Genomic DNA, 14,837 nt, shown 5'->3' with positions numbered 1-14,837 from the left:
GCGATCATCGCGGGCGTGGCGGAAATCGGTGGCGGACATCGTCTTCGCTGCCGCCACCCCCGGCGCCCACACGGACCGCGCGGGCTCGCTCAGCCTCCTCGCCACGGCCGCCCTCCGGGACGTCACCGCCGCCGACCTCGTGCTGGTCCCCGGCCGCCGGGCGCCCGGCGGGGCGTCAGCGACCAACCGCTGCTCGACTGGATCCGCCGCATCCACCGCGACGGCGCCGCGGCGGACATCCGTGCCTTCGACGCCGCCATCGATCCGGCACGCGCGGAAGGCCTGCTGACCGCCCTCGACCGGGTACGGGCCGATGCCGCACGTGGCGCCGACCTCGACTTCGAGCTGCTCCGACACTGGCAGCAGTTCGTCCTCGGCACCCCGCGACCGCCGGAGTTCCGCGCCCTGCCCGCTTTCGCCAAGGAAGGCCGGGAGCGCTACGGCATTGGCCCGGACACCCGCGCCCGTCTCGATGCCTGCCTGGCCGAGAGCGCGCCGGACGGCGAACGCCCCCTACCGCTGACGGCCCGTGCCGCGCGCGCCTACCTGGACGTGTGCTTCTTCCATCCGTTCGACGGCGGCAACGCCCGCTGCGCCTTCCTCACCCTGGTCTTCGTCCTGGCCCGCGAGGGCGCCGCCCTGGACAACGTCGGCCTGCTGCGCCGGGTGAGCTACCGTGCCGCCGATCCGTCGGGGCCGGTGTTCCTCGGCAATTTCGTCAACCGCCACCTCGTGGAGACCCGGCGCCGAACCGGCTGAGCGGGCCCGGCCGTTGCGCGAGAAGTCGGCCGGTCCGACTTCTCGCGCGCGACGGCCATCCTGGACGTCGGCTCAGCGGTACCAGGTGCGGATCGTGGTCGAGGTCTCCCGGACGTCGGCGTGGCCCGCGCGGATGCGGGCCGCGAGGTCGACGGCGTGCTTGGGTTCGGCGGTGACGATGACGCCGGAGGCGCTGAGGTAGGCGGCGGCGACCACGGCGGCGAAGTGCTCGTTGGCCGATTCCAGGGCGGGGACGCGGATCAGCTGGTGCATCAGCGCGGCCGCGCGCTGGTGCACCGCGCCGTAGACGGGGACGTCCATGACCTCGTCGGCGTGCCGGGCGACGGCGGCGGCGAGGGTGCCGTAGTCGGTGACGTCCGGGTCGCCGGGCAGGAACTGGTGGGCGAGGTCGAGCAGCCAGGTCCGGTCGGTCCGCAGGATCACGCGGCGTCCGCCGCGGCGCCGCGGGCGGGGGCCGGAGCCGGGTACGGGCCGAACTCCGCCTCGAACGCCGGGCCCCAGGCCTGGGCGAAGTGGGCGGCGGCGGTCAGGAAGCGCTCTCGGCGCTCGTCCGCCTCCTCGGCCAGCACCTTGCGCGCGTAGTCCGGCAGGCTCATCCCGGCGGCCTCGGCGCGCTGCTCCAGCGCCTCGTGCACGGCGTCGTCCAGGCGGACGTTCAACTGCTTCATGGCGGTGAGCGTAGCGGTCGGTAGCGGCCGCTACAAGGCGGCCCGGCCACGCGAGGGCCCACCACCGACGCCGGTCTGGTCCTCCCGCACCGCGGACTCGACGCGGACCTCCAGGGCCGGCCAGTGCGCCGCCCAGCGGGTCAGCCGGTCCGCGTCCAACGGGCTCTGCGGGAGCAACGACGGATCGGGCCGGAAGGTCACGGAGGTGCCGGTGGTGCCGTCGGGTTCGACCGGGTCGAGGCCGGTGACCGGGAGGCCATGCTCGTAGCGCTGGGTCCAGGCCCCGTTGTGCCGGCGGTTGGTGTGCACCAGCCAGGAGCTGAGTGCCGCGACCACGGACATGCCCCGGCGCGGGTGCCCGTCCGGGAGACGCTCCGCCTCGGGCCGGTCGAAGAAGCGCAGGTCCTTGGTGGCCATGACCGGCTTCTTCACCACCTCGCCGTGCTCGTCGACCCGGGTGTCGGTGCCCCGCCCGTCGTCGCGGACGGACACCGAGCCGTCGGCATGCAGGATGACGACGCACCGGCCCGCGCCGCGCGCGGCCGCCTCGTCGCCGGGGTAGGCGAGCACCTCCAGGACGAGGTGCTCGACCCCGCCCGGCGCGAACTCGGCGGCCTCCGCGCGGATCCCGGCGAGGTGCCCGGTGTCCACGGCGGCGGCCCAGTCATGGGTGGTGTTGGTCCAGGCAGCCCTGGTGCGTCCGTCCATCCGACGAGTATGCCCGAGCGGTCAGCTGCCGCCCGCCACCAGCTGGTCCACCAACTCGCCTTTTAGAAAAACAAGTTGATGTGGCGTGCGCGCTTCGCGCCGCCCTGACCGCCCCGCCCTCGTCCTGGGCCGACGCCCGACGCCCGCCGCCCGCCGGTCATCCGCACGACCGCACCGGCCACCGCGCTCAGCCGGTCACCAGCCGCCGGCCGCTGATCTCCGCGGGCCGGATCCGCACCCAGCGCGGCCGGTCGCCGCCCGCCCACGGGGCCGCGCCGGGCAGGCCGTCCAGGTGGCGCCGCTCCTCCGGGTCGTCCACGTACCGCGCCGGCCCGATGACGAGGACGGTCCAGCCGCGACCCTGGAACTCGTCGATGCGGTCGACCTCCAGCGACACCTCCGCCCCCTCCTCAGGCGCGGTCCCGGTCCGGTTGCCCGTTCGGTAGGCGAACGAGGCCCGGTCGACCACGTAGTTGACCGGGTGGACCGCCGGGCCGGGCCGCACCGGCAGGGCGATCCGGCCGATCCCGTGCGAGCCGACCAGTTCCCAGCACTCGGCGTCTGTCAGGTGGAGCAGCCTCGGCCGCGGACCGGGCCCGCCGAGACCGGGCGGGGTGTCGGGGCCGTCCGCCAGGAGTTCGTCCCGGGTCGCGCCGAGCGCGGCGGCGATCCGCACGAAGCCGCCGGGGTCGAACACGGGCCCGGCCTCGAGCAGGTGGGCCAGGTAGCGGGGCGCCATCGCCGCCCGGTGGGCCAGGTCCTCCTCGCTGAGGCCGAGCCGCTCGCGCCGTTCGGCGACCCGGCGGGCCACGGCGGTGGGGTCGGGATCGGACGGTTGGTTCACGGTGGTGGCTCCTCGGCTCGCCCAGGGGGCCACCGGACCGGCGTCCGGGCGGTGACCAGGCCCGATCCATCCAAGCGTCCGGCCATCGCCAAGTCGAGGAACGGCAGGGCCCCGTGCGTGTCGGCACGCCCGCACGGTGTGCGCGGGACCCGACCTTGATCCCCCCACCCGGCGCCTGCGATCATTCACCTGACGCGGAATCAGGTCCGGGTCGCCAACGGGGACGAGGAGACACATCCGTGATCGTCGTGACGGGTGCCACCGGTACGGTCGGTTCCAAGGTGGTCGTGGGGCTGCGTGAGCGCGGCCGGTCGGTCCGGGCGCTGGTGCGCGCGGGGTCCGAGGGCCCGGCCGAGTGGGACGAGGCCGTCGAGCGGGTCGCCGCCGACTTCGCCGACCCGGCGTCGCTGGACGCCGCCCTCGCCGGAGCCGACACGGTCTACCTGCTGGTGGCCGTCCACCCGGAGATGGCCCAGCACGAGAAGAACGTGGTCGACGCGGCCGTCCGCACCGGCCGCCGCCCGCGGATCGTGCTGCACGCGGCTGCCGGCATCGAGTACCGCCCGGAGGGCGTGCGCTTCATCGGCGCGCACATCGCGGGCCTGGACCACCTGAAGGCCTCCGGCCTGCCGTGGACGGTGCTCGGCCCGAACGGCTTCTACCAGAACTTCCTCGGCACGGCGCCGACCGTCAGGGCCGGCCACCTGGCCGTGCCGGGCGGCGATGGCGCGGTGTCGTACGTGGACGCCCGGGACGTCGCGGCGGCCGCCGTCGAGGTGCTGGCCACCGAGGGGCACGAGGGCGCGGTCTACACCCTGACCGGCCCGGCGGCGCTGACCCACGGCGAGCTGGCCGCGCAGCTGGCCACCGTCGCCGGCCACCCGGTCGCCTACACCGCGCTCACCCCCGAGGTGGCTCTGGAGGGCCTGCTCGGCATGGGCTGGGAGCGGTGGCGGGCCGAGGGCATGGTCGAGCTGTACGGGCTGTACGCGGCCGGGCGGGCCTCGGCGGTCAGCTCGGACGTGGAGAAGCTGACCGGCCGTCCGCCGCGCACCTTCGCCGAGTTCGCGGCGGAGCACGCCGAGGCCTTCCGCGCCTGAGCCGTTCCCGGGGCGCGCCGGTCGGATCCCACCGGCGCGCCCCGAGCCCCGCCCCCGCCGCCGCCCGTCAACGATGCGTCAAGATCCCGCCGCACACGCCTTACCGTCCCGCCCGGCCGGGCGCATACTGTGCTGCGCGCGGCGAGCATCCGGCGACAGGGCCACCCCGGACCCGGCCCGGCTGCGCCGCGACGGGGAGAAGGTAGAACAGGCGTGGCGGTACTCGTGGTCGTCGTGGTGGTCGTCCTGCTGTGGCTGGTGACCGGCGTGCGGGTGGTGCAGCAGTACGAGCGCGGTGTGGTGTTCCGGCTCGGCAGGGTGCGCGGGCAGGTCCGCGAGCCGGGCCTGACGATGCTGGTGCCGGTGCTCGACCGGATGCGCAAGGTGAACGTCCAGGTGGTCACCATGCCGGTGCCCGCCCAGGAGGGCATCACCAAGGACAACGTCTCGGTGAGCGTCGACGCGGTGCTGTACTTCCGCGTGGTCGAGCCGATCAAGGCCACCGTGGACGTGCAGAACTACGGCTTCGCCATGCTGCAGGTCGCCCAGACCTCGCTGCGCTCGATCATCGGCAAGAGCGAGCTGGACGACCTGCTGTCCGGGCGGGAGAACCTGCACCAGGGTCTGGAGGTCATGCTGGAGAGCCCGGCGGCCGGCTGGGGCGTGCACATCGACCGGGTGGAGATCAAGGACGTCAGCCTGCCCGACTCGATGAAGCGCTCGATGGCCCGCCAGGCCGAGGCCGACCGCGAGCGCCGGGCCCGTATCATCACCGCGGACGGCGAGTTCCAGGCGGCCGCCAAGCTCGCCGAGGCGGCGGGCAAGATGGCCGAGACCCCGGCGGCGATGCAGCTGCGCATGCTGCAGACGGTGGTCGAGGTCGCGGCGGAGAAGAACTCGACGCTGGTGCTGCCGTTCCCGGTGGAGCTGCTGCGCTTCTTCGAGGCCTCCACGGCCCGGCTCACCGGGGCCCCGGCTGCCGCGGCCCCGAGCGTCCCGCCGCAGGCCACCGACGCCGACGCCAGCGCCGACGCCGAGCACAGCTGACGGCCGCTGGACCGGCCCGGGAAAAGTTCCCGGGCCGGTCATAGGTCAGCTCTATGACCTCATAGATCAGCACCGACTACACCTCCGCTCGAACAGCGGGTTGGCTGCGAGGGTCCGGACCAATTCACCTCCCCTGCGCCCGACCGGAGGATCCGCCCGCATGACCCGCCCGATCCGAGTCGCCATCGTCGGAGCCGGCCCCGCCGGCATCTACGCCGCCGACGCCCTGCTGAAGTCCGACGCCGCGCAGGCGCCCGGTGTCTCGATCGACCTGTTCGAGCGGATGCCCGCCCCGTTCGGCCTGATCCGCTACGGCGTGGCCCCCGACCACCCTCGGATCAAGGGCATCGTCACCGCCCTCCACCAGGTACTCGACAAGCCCCAGGTCCGCCTCTTCGGCAACGTCGACTACCCGTCCGACCTCGCCCTGGACGACCTGCACCGCTACTACGACGCCGTGGTCTTCGCCACCGGCGCGATGGCCGACCGCGCGCTCGACCTGCCCGGCATCGAGCTGGACGGCTCCTACGGCGCCGCCGACTTCGTCTCCTGGTACGACGGCCATCCGGACGTGCCCCGCACCTGGCCGCTGGAGGCCGAGAAGGTCGCCGTCCTCGGCGTCGGCAACGTCGCCCTGGACGTCGCCCGGATCCTCGCCAAGACCGCCGACGAGCTGCTGCCCACCGAGATCCCGCCGAACGTGTACGAGGGCCTGCGCCGCAACCGCGCCGTCGAGGTGCACGTCTTCGGCCGCCGCGGCCCGGCCCAGGCCAAGTTCAGCCCGATGGAACTGCGCGAGCTCGACCACTCGCCCACCATCGAGGTGATCGTCAACCCGGAGGACATCGAGTACGACGAGGGCTCGATCGCCGAGCGCCGCGCCGTCAAGCACGTCGACCTGGTCGCCGCCACCGTCGAGAACTGGGCGATCCGCGACGTCGGCGACCGCCCCCACCGGGTCTACCTGCACTTCTTCGAGTCCCCGGTCGAGGTCCTCGGCGAGGACGGCCGAGTGGTCGGCCTGCGCACCGAGCGCACCGAGCTGGACGGCACCGGCAACGTGCGTGGCACCGGCCGCCACACCGACTGGGACGTCCAGGCGGTCTACCGGGCCGTCGGCTACTACTCCGACGAGCTGCCCAAGCTGCCGTTCGACCCGGCCTCCGGCACCGTCCCGCACCGGACCGGCCGCGTGCTGGACGGCGACGGCTCCCACCTCCCCGCCGTCTACGTCACCGGCTGGATCAAGCGCGGCCCGGTCGGCCTGATCGGCCACACCAAGGGCGACGCCAACGAGACCGTCGCCTGCCTGCTGGACGACCACGCCGGCGGCCGCCTGCCCGGCGCCGCCGAACCCGACCCGGCGGCGGTCGAGGAGTATCTGCGCGCCCGCGGCGTCCGCTACACCACCTGGGACGGCTGGAAGCAGCTCGACGCCCACGAGCGCGCCCTCGGCCGGGCCCAGGAGCGCGAGCGGGTCAAGGTCGTCGAGCGCGAGGACATGCTGCGCAACAGCGGCGCCTGATCCTCAGGGGCGGACGATCGGCAGCAGCACCTCGTCGACGATCGCCGCCGGATCGAGTTCGACGGCGCCCCCGCCGCACATCTTGATCCGGTACAGCATCAGCGCCGGCACCACGTCGGTGACCAGGGGGGTGACCGCCCCGGGACGGACCTCGCCCCGGGCGGTGCCCCGGTCGAGCACCTCGGCGATCAGCGCGGTGGTCGGCTCGACCACCCGCTCCAGGACCAGCTCCAGGAAGGCGCGGGCGCGCTGGTGGTCCATCTCGCTCATGATCGCGCGGACGGCGGCGCCCAGTTCGCTGAACATCGCGGTGCGCAGCCCGGTCACCACCGCGAGGAGGTCCCCGCGCAGGCTGCCGGTGTCGGGGGCCGCTCCGGCCGGGGGCAGGCTGGCCCGCAGCGCGTCCATCACCAGCTCCTCCTTGGAGGACCAGCGCCGGTAGAGCGCGGCCTTGCCGGTCTGCGCGGCGGCGGCCACGCCCTCCATGGTGAGCCGCGCGTAGCCGTCGGTGGTGAGCTGTTGGAGGACCGCCCCGTAGATGGCGCTCTCCAGCGCCTCGCCGCGCCGACGGACCGGGGCGGCCGTCGCCGCCGCCCGCTCGGTTCCGTGCCCTGCAGTTCGGGCTTCAGCGGACATGGCTGCACACCTTCCGGGGTTCGCTGTTCACCGGGCCCACCGCGTTCCCCAGGCCCACCGCCAATGTTAGTGAACGAATCCGTTCTCTCCCAAGGCCCGGGCCGCCGCCGATCCCGTTGCGCGATCGATCCGTGCGGTGCCCCGGACCCGTTCGGGTGACTACCGGGCGGCGCCGACCGGGCGACGGCCGACGGGTCCGCTACCAACGAGGGACACCTTCCCCGACGAAAGGCGGTCCCCGCCGTGGCCGTACCCACCACCTTCGACCGGAACGCGACCGGCTACAGCCTCGCCCACGCCTACAACCTGGCCAGGGCCGCCGACCTCGCCTACGAGGACGACGCAACGATCGACCGGCAGGCCCACGACTGGGGCTTCGACACGGTACGCCACCACGACACCCGGTTCACCCCGCCGTTCCCCCTGGAGGACACCCAGGCCTACACCATGGCGAGCGACCGGATGATCGTGGTCGCCTTCCGCGGCACCGAACCCAGGGAGATCCGCGACTGGCTCACCGACTCCACCACCCCGCCCTGGCCCGGTCCGGCGGGCACCGGCTACGTCCACTACGGCTTCGCCGAGGCCCTCGAGTCGGTGTTCCCCGACGTCCTGAAGACCCTCGCCGAGCTGCGCGACAACGACCAGACCGTGTGGATCACCGGTCACAGCCTCGGCGGCGCCCTCGCGATGCTCGCCGCCGCCCGCCTCAGCCTGGAGGACCCGCGACTGACGGCCGACGGCGTGTACACCTTCGGCCAGCCCCGCACCTGTGACCGGCTCCTCACCGCCGCCTACAACAAGGCGCTGAAGGGCCGGAGTTACCGCTTCGTCAACAACCACGACGTCGTCCCCCAGCTGCCGCCCGAGCCGGCCTTCACCCACATCGAGGCGCTGCGGTTCATCGACTCCGCGGGGACCGTCCACGACGGCGCCAGCAGCCTGATCTCCGGTCTTGCCACCCGCGCCAGGAGCCTGACCTCCGCCGCCTTCGAGCCCACCGGCGAGGGCGTGCGCGACCACTTCATGCACAGCTACCTGGCAGCGCTGGAGAAGAACCTCTGAGCGGCTGACCGCCCGCCGGACCGCGCCGTGCTGATCCACGTGCCGGACGAGAAACCGCTGGACGGCGGTCCTCCCCGCCTTCCCGTCGCGGTCCTGGCACACCGACGACCGCACCGGCCACCCCCCGTCCGCCTCCGTGCCGCGCCCCCACCGGCCGCCGCAGGAGGCCCCGGTCGGCACCGACCGGCAAGCGGCGAGACGCGGCAGAACGGGGCCCGGGCCCGCCGGATCAGCCCGCGACCGGCGGGTTCGGCCGGGTCAGGCCGCGGTCGTAGGCGAAGATCACCGCCTGCACCCGGTCCCGGGCGCCGATCTTCCCCAGCACCCGGCTCACGTGCGTCTTGACGGTCGACTCGGCCAGCACCAGCCGCTGGGCGATCTCGCTGTTGGTCCAGCCCTGCGCGATGGCCAGCAGGATCTCCCGCTCGCGCTCGGTCAGCGCCTCCAGCCGGGGGTCCTCCACGGGCGCCGCGCCGGGCGGACGGACCGGCAGGTGGTGGGCGTAGGCGTCGAGCAGCCGCCGGGTGATCGCCGGGGCCACCACGGCGTCGCCCTCGGCCACCGCCCGGATGCCGGCGAGCAGTTCCTCCGGCCGCGCGTCCTTGAGCAGGAAGCCGCTTGCCCCGGCGCGCAGCGCGGCGTGGGCGTACTCGTCCAGGTCGAAGGTGGTGAGCACCAGGATCCGCGAGCGGCCGCCGCCGGCGACGATCCGGCGGGTGGCCTCGATGCCGTCCATACCGGGCATCCGGATGTCCATCAGGACGACGTCGGGCCGCAGGTCGGCGGCCAGCCGGACGGCCTCGGCGCCGTGGGCGGCCTCGCCGATCACCTCGGTGTCGGGCTGGCTCTCCAGCAGCATCCGGAAGCCGTAGCGCTGCAGTGGCTGGTCGTCCACGATGAGGACGGTGGTCACGGGCGGCCGCCTGTCGGGTCGGGGGTGAGGTCCAGTACGGCCTCCACGGTCCATCCTGCCCCAGGGCCGGGGCCCGCCGTGACGGTGCCGCCGTACACGGCCGCGCGTTCGCGCATCCCGGCCAGGCCGTGCCCCTCGCCGTCCGGGCGCACCGGCGGGCGGGCGCCGCCGGGCGGCCCGCTGTCCCGGACCCGCACCCGCACCCGGGTGGCGTCGGCCGTCAGGGTCACGTGCGCCCGGGTCTCGGGGCCGGCGTGCTTGAGGGTGTTGGTGAGGGCCTCCTGGACGATCCGGTAGGCCATCAGCTGGACCCCGCGGTCCAGCTGGTCAAGGTCGCCGCCGACCGTGTACACCACCTGGGGGCCGGCCGCACGGATCCGGGCGCACAGCCCGTCGAGGTCGGCGATGCCGGGCTGCGGGTTGAACTCGGCGCCCCGGTCGGCCTGGTCGCGCAGCACGCCGAGCATCCGGCGCAGCTCGCCGAGCGCCTGGCGGCTGGTCTCGCCGATCAGCTGCAGCGCCTCCCGGCCGCGTTCGGGGGAGGCCAGGGCGGCGTAGGCACCGCCGTCGGCCAGGGTGACGATGACGGACAGGTTGTGGCCGATGATGTCGTGCATCTCCCGGGCCACCCGGGTGCGTTCGGTGGCGGTGGCCAGCCGGCTGCGCTGGTCGCGTTCGATCTCCAGCCGGGCGGCACGCTCGCGCAGCCCGGCGAGCTGGGCCCGTCGGATGCGCACTGCGATGCCCAGGGCGACGCCCGCGGTGGCGGCGCTGACCAGGAAGAACAGGGCGTCCCCGACCGGCAGCCCGCCGCCGGAGACCTCCACCGCGACCAGGCCCATCGCGCCGACCATCACCGCGCAGGACCAGGCCAGGTGCCGCAGCCGGCCGTGCAGGGCCAGGCTGTAGAGCGCCACCAGCAGGGCGGCGTCGGCGCGCAGCCCGATGCCCAGCGACCACTGCAGGACGAACACCGCCATGATCGCCGCGAAGGCCTCGGTGGGCCGCCTGCGGCGCCACAGCAGCGGCAGCACCAGACCCGCCTGCAGGGCCAGGGTGGCCGGCAGCGGCGGGCGCACCAGGGCGAGCCGGTGCTCGTGCGGGCCGTCCTCGCCGTGGGGCGGGAAGAGGTCGGGCAGGCAGAACATCAGGAACACCACGGCCACCACGGCGGCGTCCAGCACCCAGGGGTGGGCGCGGTCCGCCTCGCGCAGCCGCTGGCCGAGCCGGGCCAGCCGGGCGAACAGCGGGTGGCCGGACAGCGCGTCGGCCGCCGCGAACGGGCCGGCGGGGGTGGCGTGGTCCTGGGTCACCGGTGGGTCTCCCTGCTGGTCGTGAAGCGGTGCGGGGCTCGGCGAACACGGGCTCCGCAGAGCACTGCGGTGCGGCCCCGGTCGGTTCCGGCGCCGCACCGCGAGTGTGCCAGGCCCTTCGCCGGGGCTCAGGCGTCGGTGCGCAGCAGCCGTACGGCGGCACCGGCCAGGGCGAGGACCGTCCAACCGAGGAAGACCAGCAGACCGGCCGTCGGCGAGAGCGTCGTCGCGTCGTGGTGCAGGGTGAACATCGCCTCGCCGGCGTGGCTGGGCAGGTAGGGGGTGATGTGGCTCTGCCAGGAGGTGGGCAGCAGCGACGTCAGTCCGGGGATCAGCATCAGCGAGGCGACCAGGACGGCGATGCCACCGGCCACCGAGCGCAGCAGCGCGCCGAGTGCGACGCCGATCACGCCGACCAGGCCGAGGTACAGCCCGGCACCGAGCAGTCCGCGCACCACGCCGGTGTCGGAGAGGGTCAGCGCCGCCTTGGTGCCGGACAGGATCCCGCTGTCGGCCGAGAAGGCGACGAACACCCCGACGGTGGCCAGGACCAGGGCGATCAGGCCGTACACGGCGGCCTTGGACCACAGCACCGGCAGGCGACGCGGGACGGCGGCCAGCGTGGAGCGGATCATGCCGGTCGAGTACTCGCCGGCCGCGACCAGCACCCCGAGGACGCCGAGCGCCAGCTGGGCGAAGTTGGTGCCGAACAGGGAGAGGCTGAGCGTGCTCGCGTCGGCGAGGTCGCGGTCCATCGGACCGCCCGAGGTGATCCGCGACTTGAAGTGGAAGGCGGCGATCAGACCGAAGGCGACCAGGAACACCAGCGCCAGGCCGAGGGTGATCCAGGTGGAGCGCAGCGACCACAGCTTGGCCCACTCCGAGCGCAGCACGCGGGCGGCCGTCACCTTGTAGGCGGGACGGGCGGTGCGCAGCTCGGTGGGCGTGGACGACGTCTGGCTCGGGGCGACAGTGCTCATGCGCCCACCTCGCTGCGCTCGGCAGGCGCTTCGCACAGTGCGCACCTCTCGATGATCCTTCGCTCACTCATGCCGCGTTCCTCGTGGTCTCGGTGGTGGTCGTGGTGCCGTGGTACTCGACGGCGTCCCGGGTGAGGTCCATGAACGCCTCCTCCAGGGAGACCGTGCGGGGGGTCAGCTCGAACACGGCGATGCCGTGCTCGGCGGCGGTGAGGCCGATCTCGCGGGCCGTCCGCCCGGCGACCAGCAGCTCCTCCGAGCCGGTGCGGCCGGTGATCTCCACGCCCGGTCCGGCGAGCAGGGAGCGCAGCCGGGCCGGGTCGGCGCTGGCCACCTTGACGACGTCTCCGCCGGCCTGCTGGACCAGCTCCTGCACGGTGGTGTCGGCCAGCAGCTTGCCGCGTCCGACGATGATCAGGTGGTCGGCGACCAGCGACACCTCGCTCATCAGGTGCGAGGAGACGAAGACCGTCCGGCCCTCGGCGGCGAGCGAGGTGAGCAGGTTGCGGATCCACAGCACGCCCTCGGGGTCGAGCCCGTTGACCGGCTCGTCCAGCATGACCGTGGCCGGGTCGCCCAGCAGGGCGGCCGCGATGCCGAGCCGCTGCCCCATGCCGAGCGAGAACGCCCCGGCGCGCTTGCGGGCCACCGACTGGAGGCCGGTCAGCTCGATGACCTCCTCGACCCGGCGGCGCGGGATGCCATGGGTGTGGGCCTGGGCCATCAGGTGGTTGAACGCCGAGCGGCCGGGGTGGATCGACTTGGCCTCCAGCAGGGCGCCGACCTCCTGCAGCGGGGCGGCGTGCTCGGCGTACCGGCGGCCGTTGACCCGCACCGAGCCGCTGGTGGGCGCGTCCAGTCCGACGATCATCCGCATGGTGGTCGACTTGCCGGCCCCATTGGGCCCGAGGAACCCGGTCACCGCTCCCGGCCGGACCGTGAAGTCCAGCCCGTCCACGGCGGTCTTCTCGCCGTACCGCTTCGTCAGCTGGTGCGCCTCGATCATCGCTCGCCCTTACGTCCAGGGGCCGGTCCGTCCCGGCCGCCCACGGCTCCACGCTAAGGGCGGGCGGCGACCGATCCGTGGCACCGCGGGCTGATCATCGGGCCGTCCGTAGTACCGCGGTACCACGCCCTCGCCCTACCCGCGGCAAAAGCGCTTTCGCTGCGGCCGCCCTCTGGTCGAGGATGGCGGGATGGACGAGCGGACAGTGACCCTGCGTCAGATGACCCCGGCCGAGTACCGGTCGGCCACCGAGGAGCGCGAGGCGCAGACGGTGCGCGAACTCTCCGAGCTCATGCCCCGGGAACTGGCCCGGGAGCGCACCCGCCAGGGCACCGCCAGGTTCCTCCCCGACGGCCGGGACACCGCCCACCACCACCTCGTGGTGGCGGAGAACGAGGCGGGCGAGACCGTCGGCACCGCCTGGATCGGCCCCGACCCGCGCGCCGAGGCCGGCACCTCCGGCTCCGCCTGGCTGTACCACATCCACGTCCTGCCACCGTTCCGCCGTCAGGGTTACGGCGCCGCCGTCCTGACCGCCGCGGAGCGGCTCGTCGCCCGGGAGGGCATGACGGCGCTCGCCCTGAACGTGTTCGGGGGCAACGAGGCCGCCATCGGCCTGTACCGCCGCAGCGGCTACGGCGTGTCCTCGATGTACATGAGCAAGGAGGTCCGGGCGTGACGGATCCCCGCGGAGAGCGCGGAGAGCGCGGGGAGTGCGCTGAGTGCGGGGCGCGGGGGTGCGAGGAGCTGTTCCACGGCCTGCTCGCGCTGGACCACTCGCGGGCGGAGCCGTGGGGGCCGCTGCACGGGGTGTCGGTGTCCTGCTTCCTGCTGCAGCACCCCGGCCGGCTACCCGCAGACGGAGGGGCGGCCGCGCGGGGCCTGCTGGGGGCGTACCTCGACGGCGGGCAGCCGGCGGTGGAGCGGCTGATCGGCCGGGCGCGCGCGGCGAACTCGCACCGGGTGAAGGGCGGCGCCATGCCGGGCGGGGCCGCGCCGGACGGGGCCGCGCAGGGCCCTGCGGTCCGGCCGGGGCGGGAGGCGCCGCGGGGCGGCTTCGCCGTCACCATCGAGCAGGTCGCGCAGGGCGGGACCTTCCCGGCCGCGGGATTCCCGGAGCGGGTGCGGGCCTGGGCGGCGGCCACCCTCGACGTGTGGGGGCCGCACCGCGGGTAGCCGGCGCCCGGGACCGGAACGGGACCCTGGTGCCATGTGCATGGGGCGGGCGCGGCAGTGTCGTGGAGGGGTGGCCGGGTGGGCCGTCAGTCCTCGGGGATCCGCAGCTCGCACCAGACGGCTTTGCCCGGCCCCACCGGGCGCCAGCCCCAGCGCAGGGCGAGGCGGGCCAGCAGGAACAGTCCGAGGCCGCCGCTCTCGCTCGGGCCGTGCGGCACCCTCGGCAGGGGCGGGCGGCGGCTGGCGTCGCTGACCTCGATCCGCAGCAGTCCCGGGCGGCGCACCAGGAGCAGCGAGCCCGGGGAGCCGGTGTGCCGGATGGCGTTGCCGACCATCTCGGACACCAGTAGGACGGCGTCGGCGACCACGCAGGGGTCGCCGACGTCGGCCAGGAACCCGGCGGTGCAGGAACGCGCCTCGGCGACCGCACCCGGCCGGGCGGACAGCGCCAGTCGGCGGGCCCACGGCCACGGGGAGGAGCGGGAGCGTGCGGGCACTCGGGCTCCGCCCATCCGACCGCACCTCCCTCCTCCGTGGTGTCCCGCCGGCTTTCCGCGGGCTCGGTACCCCGGATCAGTGGCCGAACAGGTGCCGGCCGCGCCGCCGCTGCGGCTCCGGGGTGATGCCGCCGGCCTGGCCGCCCTGATCGGCGGCTCGCTCGTCACGTGTCACGGGTGCCGCATCGCCCGGGCGGTCGAGGGTCTCCGGCGGCGCGACGGGCTCCACCCGGCGGGCCGCCCGGCCGCGGTACCCGGCGGCCGCCACCGGACGCCGGGTGGCCCGGCGGGCCAGGCCCATCAGGGCCAGGCCCAGGCAGAAGAGCAGGGCGAGGGCGACGCCGGAGAGGAAGATCGCGAGGCTGTTCAGTTTCACGAACTCGGTGCCGAGAACGGTCGCCTGGTACTCCGGCCCTCCGGCGAGGTTGTCGGCGATCAGCAGCCCGATGAAGGCGCCGGAGGCCGCCATCAGCAGAAGTCCTAGCAGCAGCATGGGGGATTCCCCTTCCGTCCCGGTGTCGGCCACCCCCGTTCCGAGGCGGCGCCTACCCGTCGGGCTCCGGCCGTAACGTTCCGGGA

At 74.3% G+C, this 14,837-nt stretch carries 18 protein-coding genes; 7 read left to right on the top strand and 11 right to left on the bottom strand.

All coding sequences use genetic code 11. The annotated features are described in order from the left end of the window. Positions 1–15 precede the first annotated feature (15 nt). Positions 16–759: a Fic family protein gene (locus tag BOQ63_RS42485; protein ID WP_454131906.1), complete on the top strand. Its 744-nt coding sequence runs from the start codon at positions 16–18 to the stop codon at positions 757–759. A 72-nt stretch (positions 760–831) separates the two neighbouring features. Here BOQ63_RS42485 and BOQ63_RS42480 read toward each other — a convergent pair whose 3' ends face one another. The 4 genes from BOQ63_RS42480 to BOQ63_RS42465 form a co-directional block, all read right to left on the bottom strand. Continuing rightward, on the bottom strand, positions 832–1,203 hold the full coding sequence (locus BOQ63_RS42480) for a fic family toxin-antitoxin system, toxin component (protein ID WP_072656116.1): 372 nt from the start codon (positions 1,201–1,203) through the stop codon (positions 832–834). Continuing rightward, a complete protein-coding gene (locus tag BOQ63_RS42475) occupies positions 1,200–1,448 on the bottom strand; it encodes a plasmid mobilization protein (RefSeq protein ID WP_030289585.1) in 249 nt (82 codons plus the stop codon). The genes BOQ63_RS42480 and BOQ63_RS42475 overlap by 4 nt, the downstream gene beginning before the upstream one ends. A gap of 30 nt (positions 1,449–1,478) precedes the next feature. Continuing rightward, positions 1,479–2,156: a DNA topoisomerase subunit B gene (locus tag BOQ63_RS42470; RefSeq protein ID WP_046387216.1), complete on the bottom strand. Its 678-nt coding sequence runs from the start codon at positions 2,154–2,156 to the stop codon at positions 1,479–1,481. A gap of 187 nt (positions 2,157–2,343) precedes the next feature. Beyond that, positions 2,344–3,000, bottom strand: coding sequence for a pyridoxamine 5'-phosphate oxidase family protein (locus tag BOQ63_RS42465; RefSeq protein WP_454131908.1), 657 nt, complete (start codon positions 2,998–3,000; stop codon positions 2,344–2,346). A 239-nt stretch (positions 3,001–3,239) separates the two neighbouring features. On the opposite strand from BOQ63_RS42465, the gene BOQ63_RS42460 reads away from it, so the two are divergent. The 3 genes from BOQ63_RS42460 (at position 3,240) to BOQ63_RS42450 (ending at position 6,672) form a co-directional block, all read left to right on the top strand. Further along, positions 3,240–4,100 carry an NmrA family NAD(P)-binding protein gene (locus tag BOQ63_RS42460; RefSeq protein WP_030289589.1) on the top strand — a complete coding sequence of 287 codons (861 nt, stop codon included), beginning with the start codon at positions 3,240–3,242 and terminating at the stop codon, positions 4,098–4,100. Positions 4,101–4,313: 213 nt separating this feature from the next. After that, positions 4,314–5,147 carry a slipin family protein gene (locus BOQ63_RS42455; protein ID WP_037831110.1) on the top strand — a complete coding sequence of 278 codons (834 nt, stop codon included), beginning with the start codon at positions 4,314–4,316 and terminating at the stop codon, positions 5,145–5,147. A gap of 160 nt (positions 5,148–5,307) precedes the next feature. Further along, on the top strand, positions 5,308–6,672 hold the full coding sequence (locus BOQ63_RS42450; protein ID WP_072656114.1) for an FAD-dependent oxidoreductase: 1,365 nt from the start codon (positions 5,308–5,310) through the stop codon (positions 6,670–6,672). 3 nt (positions 6,673–6,675) lie between these two features. Here BOQ63_RS42450 and BOQ63_RS42445 read toward each other — a convergent pair whose 3' ends face one another. Beyond that, entirely contained in the window at positions 6,676–7,308 is a 633-nt protein-coding gene (locus BOQ63_RS42445; protein WP_030289592.1) for a TetR-like C-terminal domain-containing protein, read from the bottom strand. A 243-nt stretch (positions 7,309–7,551) separates the two neighbouring features. On the opposite strand from BOQ63_RS42445, the gene BOQ63_RS42440 reads away from it, so the two are divergent. After that, a complete protein-coding gene (locus BOQ63_RS42440; protein WP_030289594.1) occupies positions 7,552–8,373 on the top strand; it encodes a lipase family protein in 822 nt (273 codons plus the stop codon). 229 nt (positions 8,374–8,602) lie between these two features. Here BOQ63_RS42440 and BOQ63_RS42435 read toward each other — a convergent pair whose 3' ends face one another. The 4 genes from BOQ63_RS42435 to BOQ63_RS42420 all read right to left on the bottom strand — a co-directional run bounded on the left by BOQ63_RS42435 (position 8,603) and on the right by BOQ63_RS42420 (position 12,585). Beyond that, on the bottom strand, positions 8,603–9,286 hold the full coding sequence (locus tag BOQ63_RS42435; protein WP_030289596.1) for a response regulator: 684 nt from the start codon (positions 9,284–9,286) through the stop codon (positions 8,603–8,605). Beyond that, positions 9,283–10,599, bottom strand: coding sequence for a sensor histidine kinase (locus tag BOQ63_RS42430; protein ID WP_046386692.1), 1,317 nt, complete (start codon positions 10,597–10,599; stop codon positions 9,283–9,285). Before BOQ63_RS42430 ends, BOQ63_RS42435 begins: the two co-directional genes overlap by 4 nt. 128 nt (positions 10,600–10,727) lie before the next feature. Next, on the bottom strand, positions 10,728–11,579 hold the full coding sequence (locus BOQ63_RS42425; RefSeq protein ID WP_030289599.1) for an ABC transporter permease: 852 nt from the start codon (positions 11,577–11,579) through the stop codon (positions 10,728–10,730). A 67-nt stretch (positions 11,580–11,646) separates the two neighbouring features. Continuing rightward, on the bottom strand, positions 11,647–12,585 hold the full coding sequence (locus BOQ63_RS42420) for an ABC transporter ATP-binding protein (RefSeq protein WP_030289600.1): 939 nt from the start codon (positions 12,583–12,585) through the stop codon (positions 11,647–11,649). 190 nt (positions 12,586–12,775) lie between these two features. Here BOQ63_RS42420 and BOQ63_RS42415 point away from each other — a divergent pair, with 190 nt between their 5' ends. Beyond that, entirely contained in the window at positions 12,776–13,264 is a 489-nt protein-coding gene (locus BOQ63_RS42415; protein WP_050367088.1) for a GNAT family N-acetyltransferase, read from the top strand. Further along, the gene (locus BOQ63_RS42410) at positions 13,261–13,761 is read left to right on the top strand and encodes a DUF5946 family protein (protein WP_454131912.1); all 501 of its coding nucleotides are present in this window, start codon (positions 13,261–13,263) and stop codon (positions 13,759–13,761) included. Before BOQ63_RS42415 ends, BOQ63_RS42410 begins: the two co-directional genes overlap by 4 nt. Positions 13,762–13,847: 86 nt before the next feature. Here the strand turns inward: BOQ63_RS42410 and BOQ63_RS42405 are convergent, their stop codons facing one another. After that, positions 13,848–14,258, bottom strand: coding sequence for an ATP-binding protein (locus tag BOQ63_RS42405; protein ID WP_094742970.1), 411 nt, complete (start codon positions 14,256–14,258; stop codon positions 13,848–13,850). A gap of 76 nt (positions 14,259–14,334) precedes the next feature. After that, positions 14,335–14,751, bottom strand: a complete 417-nt coding sequence (locus BOQ63_RS42400) for a hypothetical protein (RefSeq protein WP_063736470.1) — start codon at positions 14,749–14,751, stop codon at positions 14,335–14,337. Positions 14,752–14,837 lie beyond the last annotated feature (86 nt).

The organism is Streptomyces viridifaciens (genome assembly GCF_001888885.2).
GTDB classification, from domain to species: Bacteria; Actinomycetota; Actinomycetes; order Streptomycetales; family Streptomycetaceae; genus Kitasatospora; species Kitasatospora aureofaciens.
The sequence above is the reverse complement of the archived record's forward strand: the minus strand, read 5'-3'. Positions and strand labels throughout refer to the sequence as shown.

Excerpts from the sequence above, each read along its gene's own strand:
- BOQ63_RS42450 (WP_072656114.1), top strand. The coding sequence starts at position 5,308 with ATGACCCGCCCGATCCGAGTCGCCATCGTCGGAGCCGGCCCCGCCGGC.
- BOQ63_RS42470 (WP_046387216.1), bottom strand. The coding sequence starts at position 2,156 with ATGGACGGACGCACCAGGGCTGCCTGGACCAACACCACCCATGACTGG.
- BOQ63_RS42420 (WP_030289600.1), bottom strand. The coding sequence starts at position 12,585 with ATGATCGAGGCGCACCAGCTGACGAAGCGGTACGGCGAGAAGACCGCC.
- BOQ63_RS42475 (WP_030289585.1), bottom strand. The coding sequence starts at position 1,448 with ATGAAGCAGTTGAACGTCCGCCTGGACGACGCCGTGCACGAGGCGCTG.
- BOQ63_RS42425 (WP_030289599.1), bottom strand. The coding sequence starts at position 11,579 with ATGAGCACTGTCGCCCCGAGCCAGACGTCGTCCACGCCCACCGAGCTG.
- BOQ63_RS42445 (WP_030289592.1), bottom strand. The coding sequence starts at position 7,308 with ATGTCCGCTGAAGCCCGAACTGCAGGGCACGGAACCGAGCGGGCGGCG.
- BOQ63_RS42400 (WP_063736470.1), bottom strand. The coding sequence starts at position 14,751 with ATGCTGCTGCTAGGACTTCTGCTGATGGCGGCCTCCGGCGCCTTCATC.
- BOQ63_RS42415 (WP_050367088.1), top strand. The coding sequence starts at position 12,776 with ATGGACGAGCGGACAGTGACCCTGCGTCAGATGACCCCGGCCGAGTAC.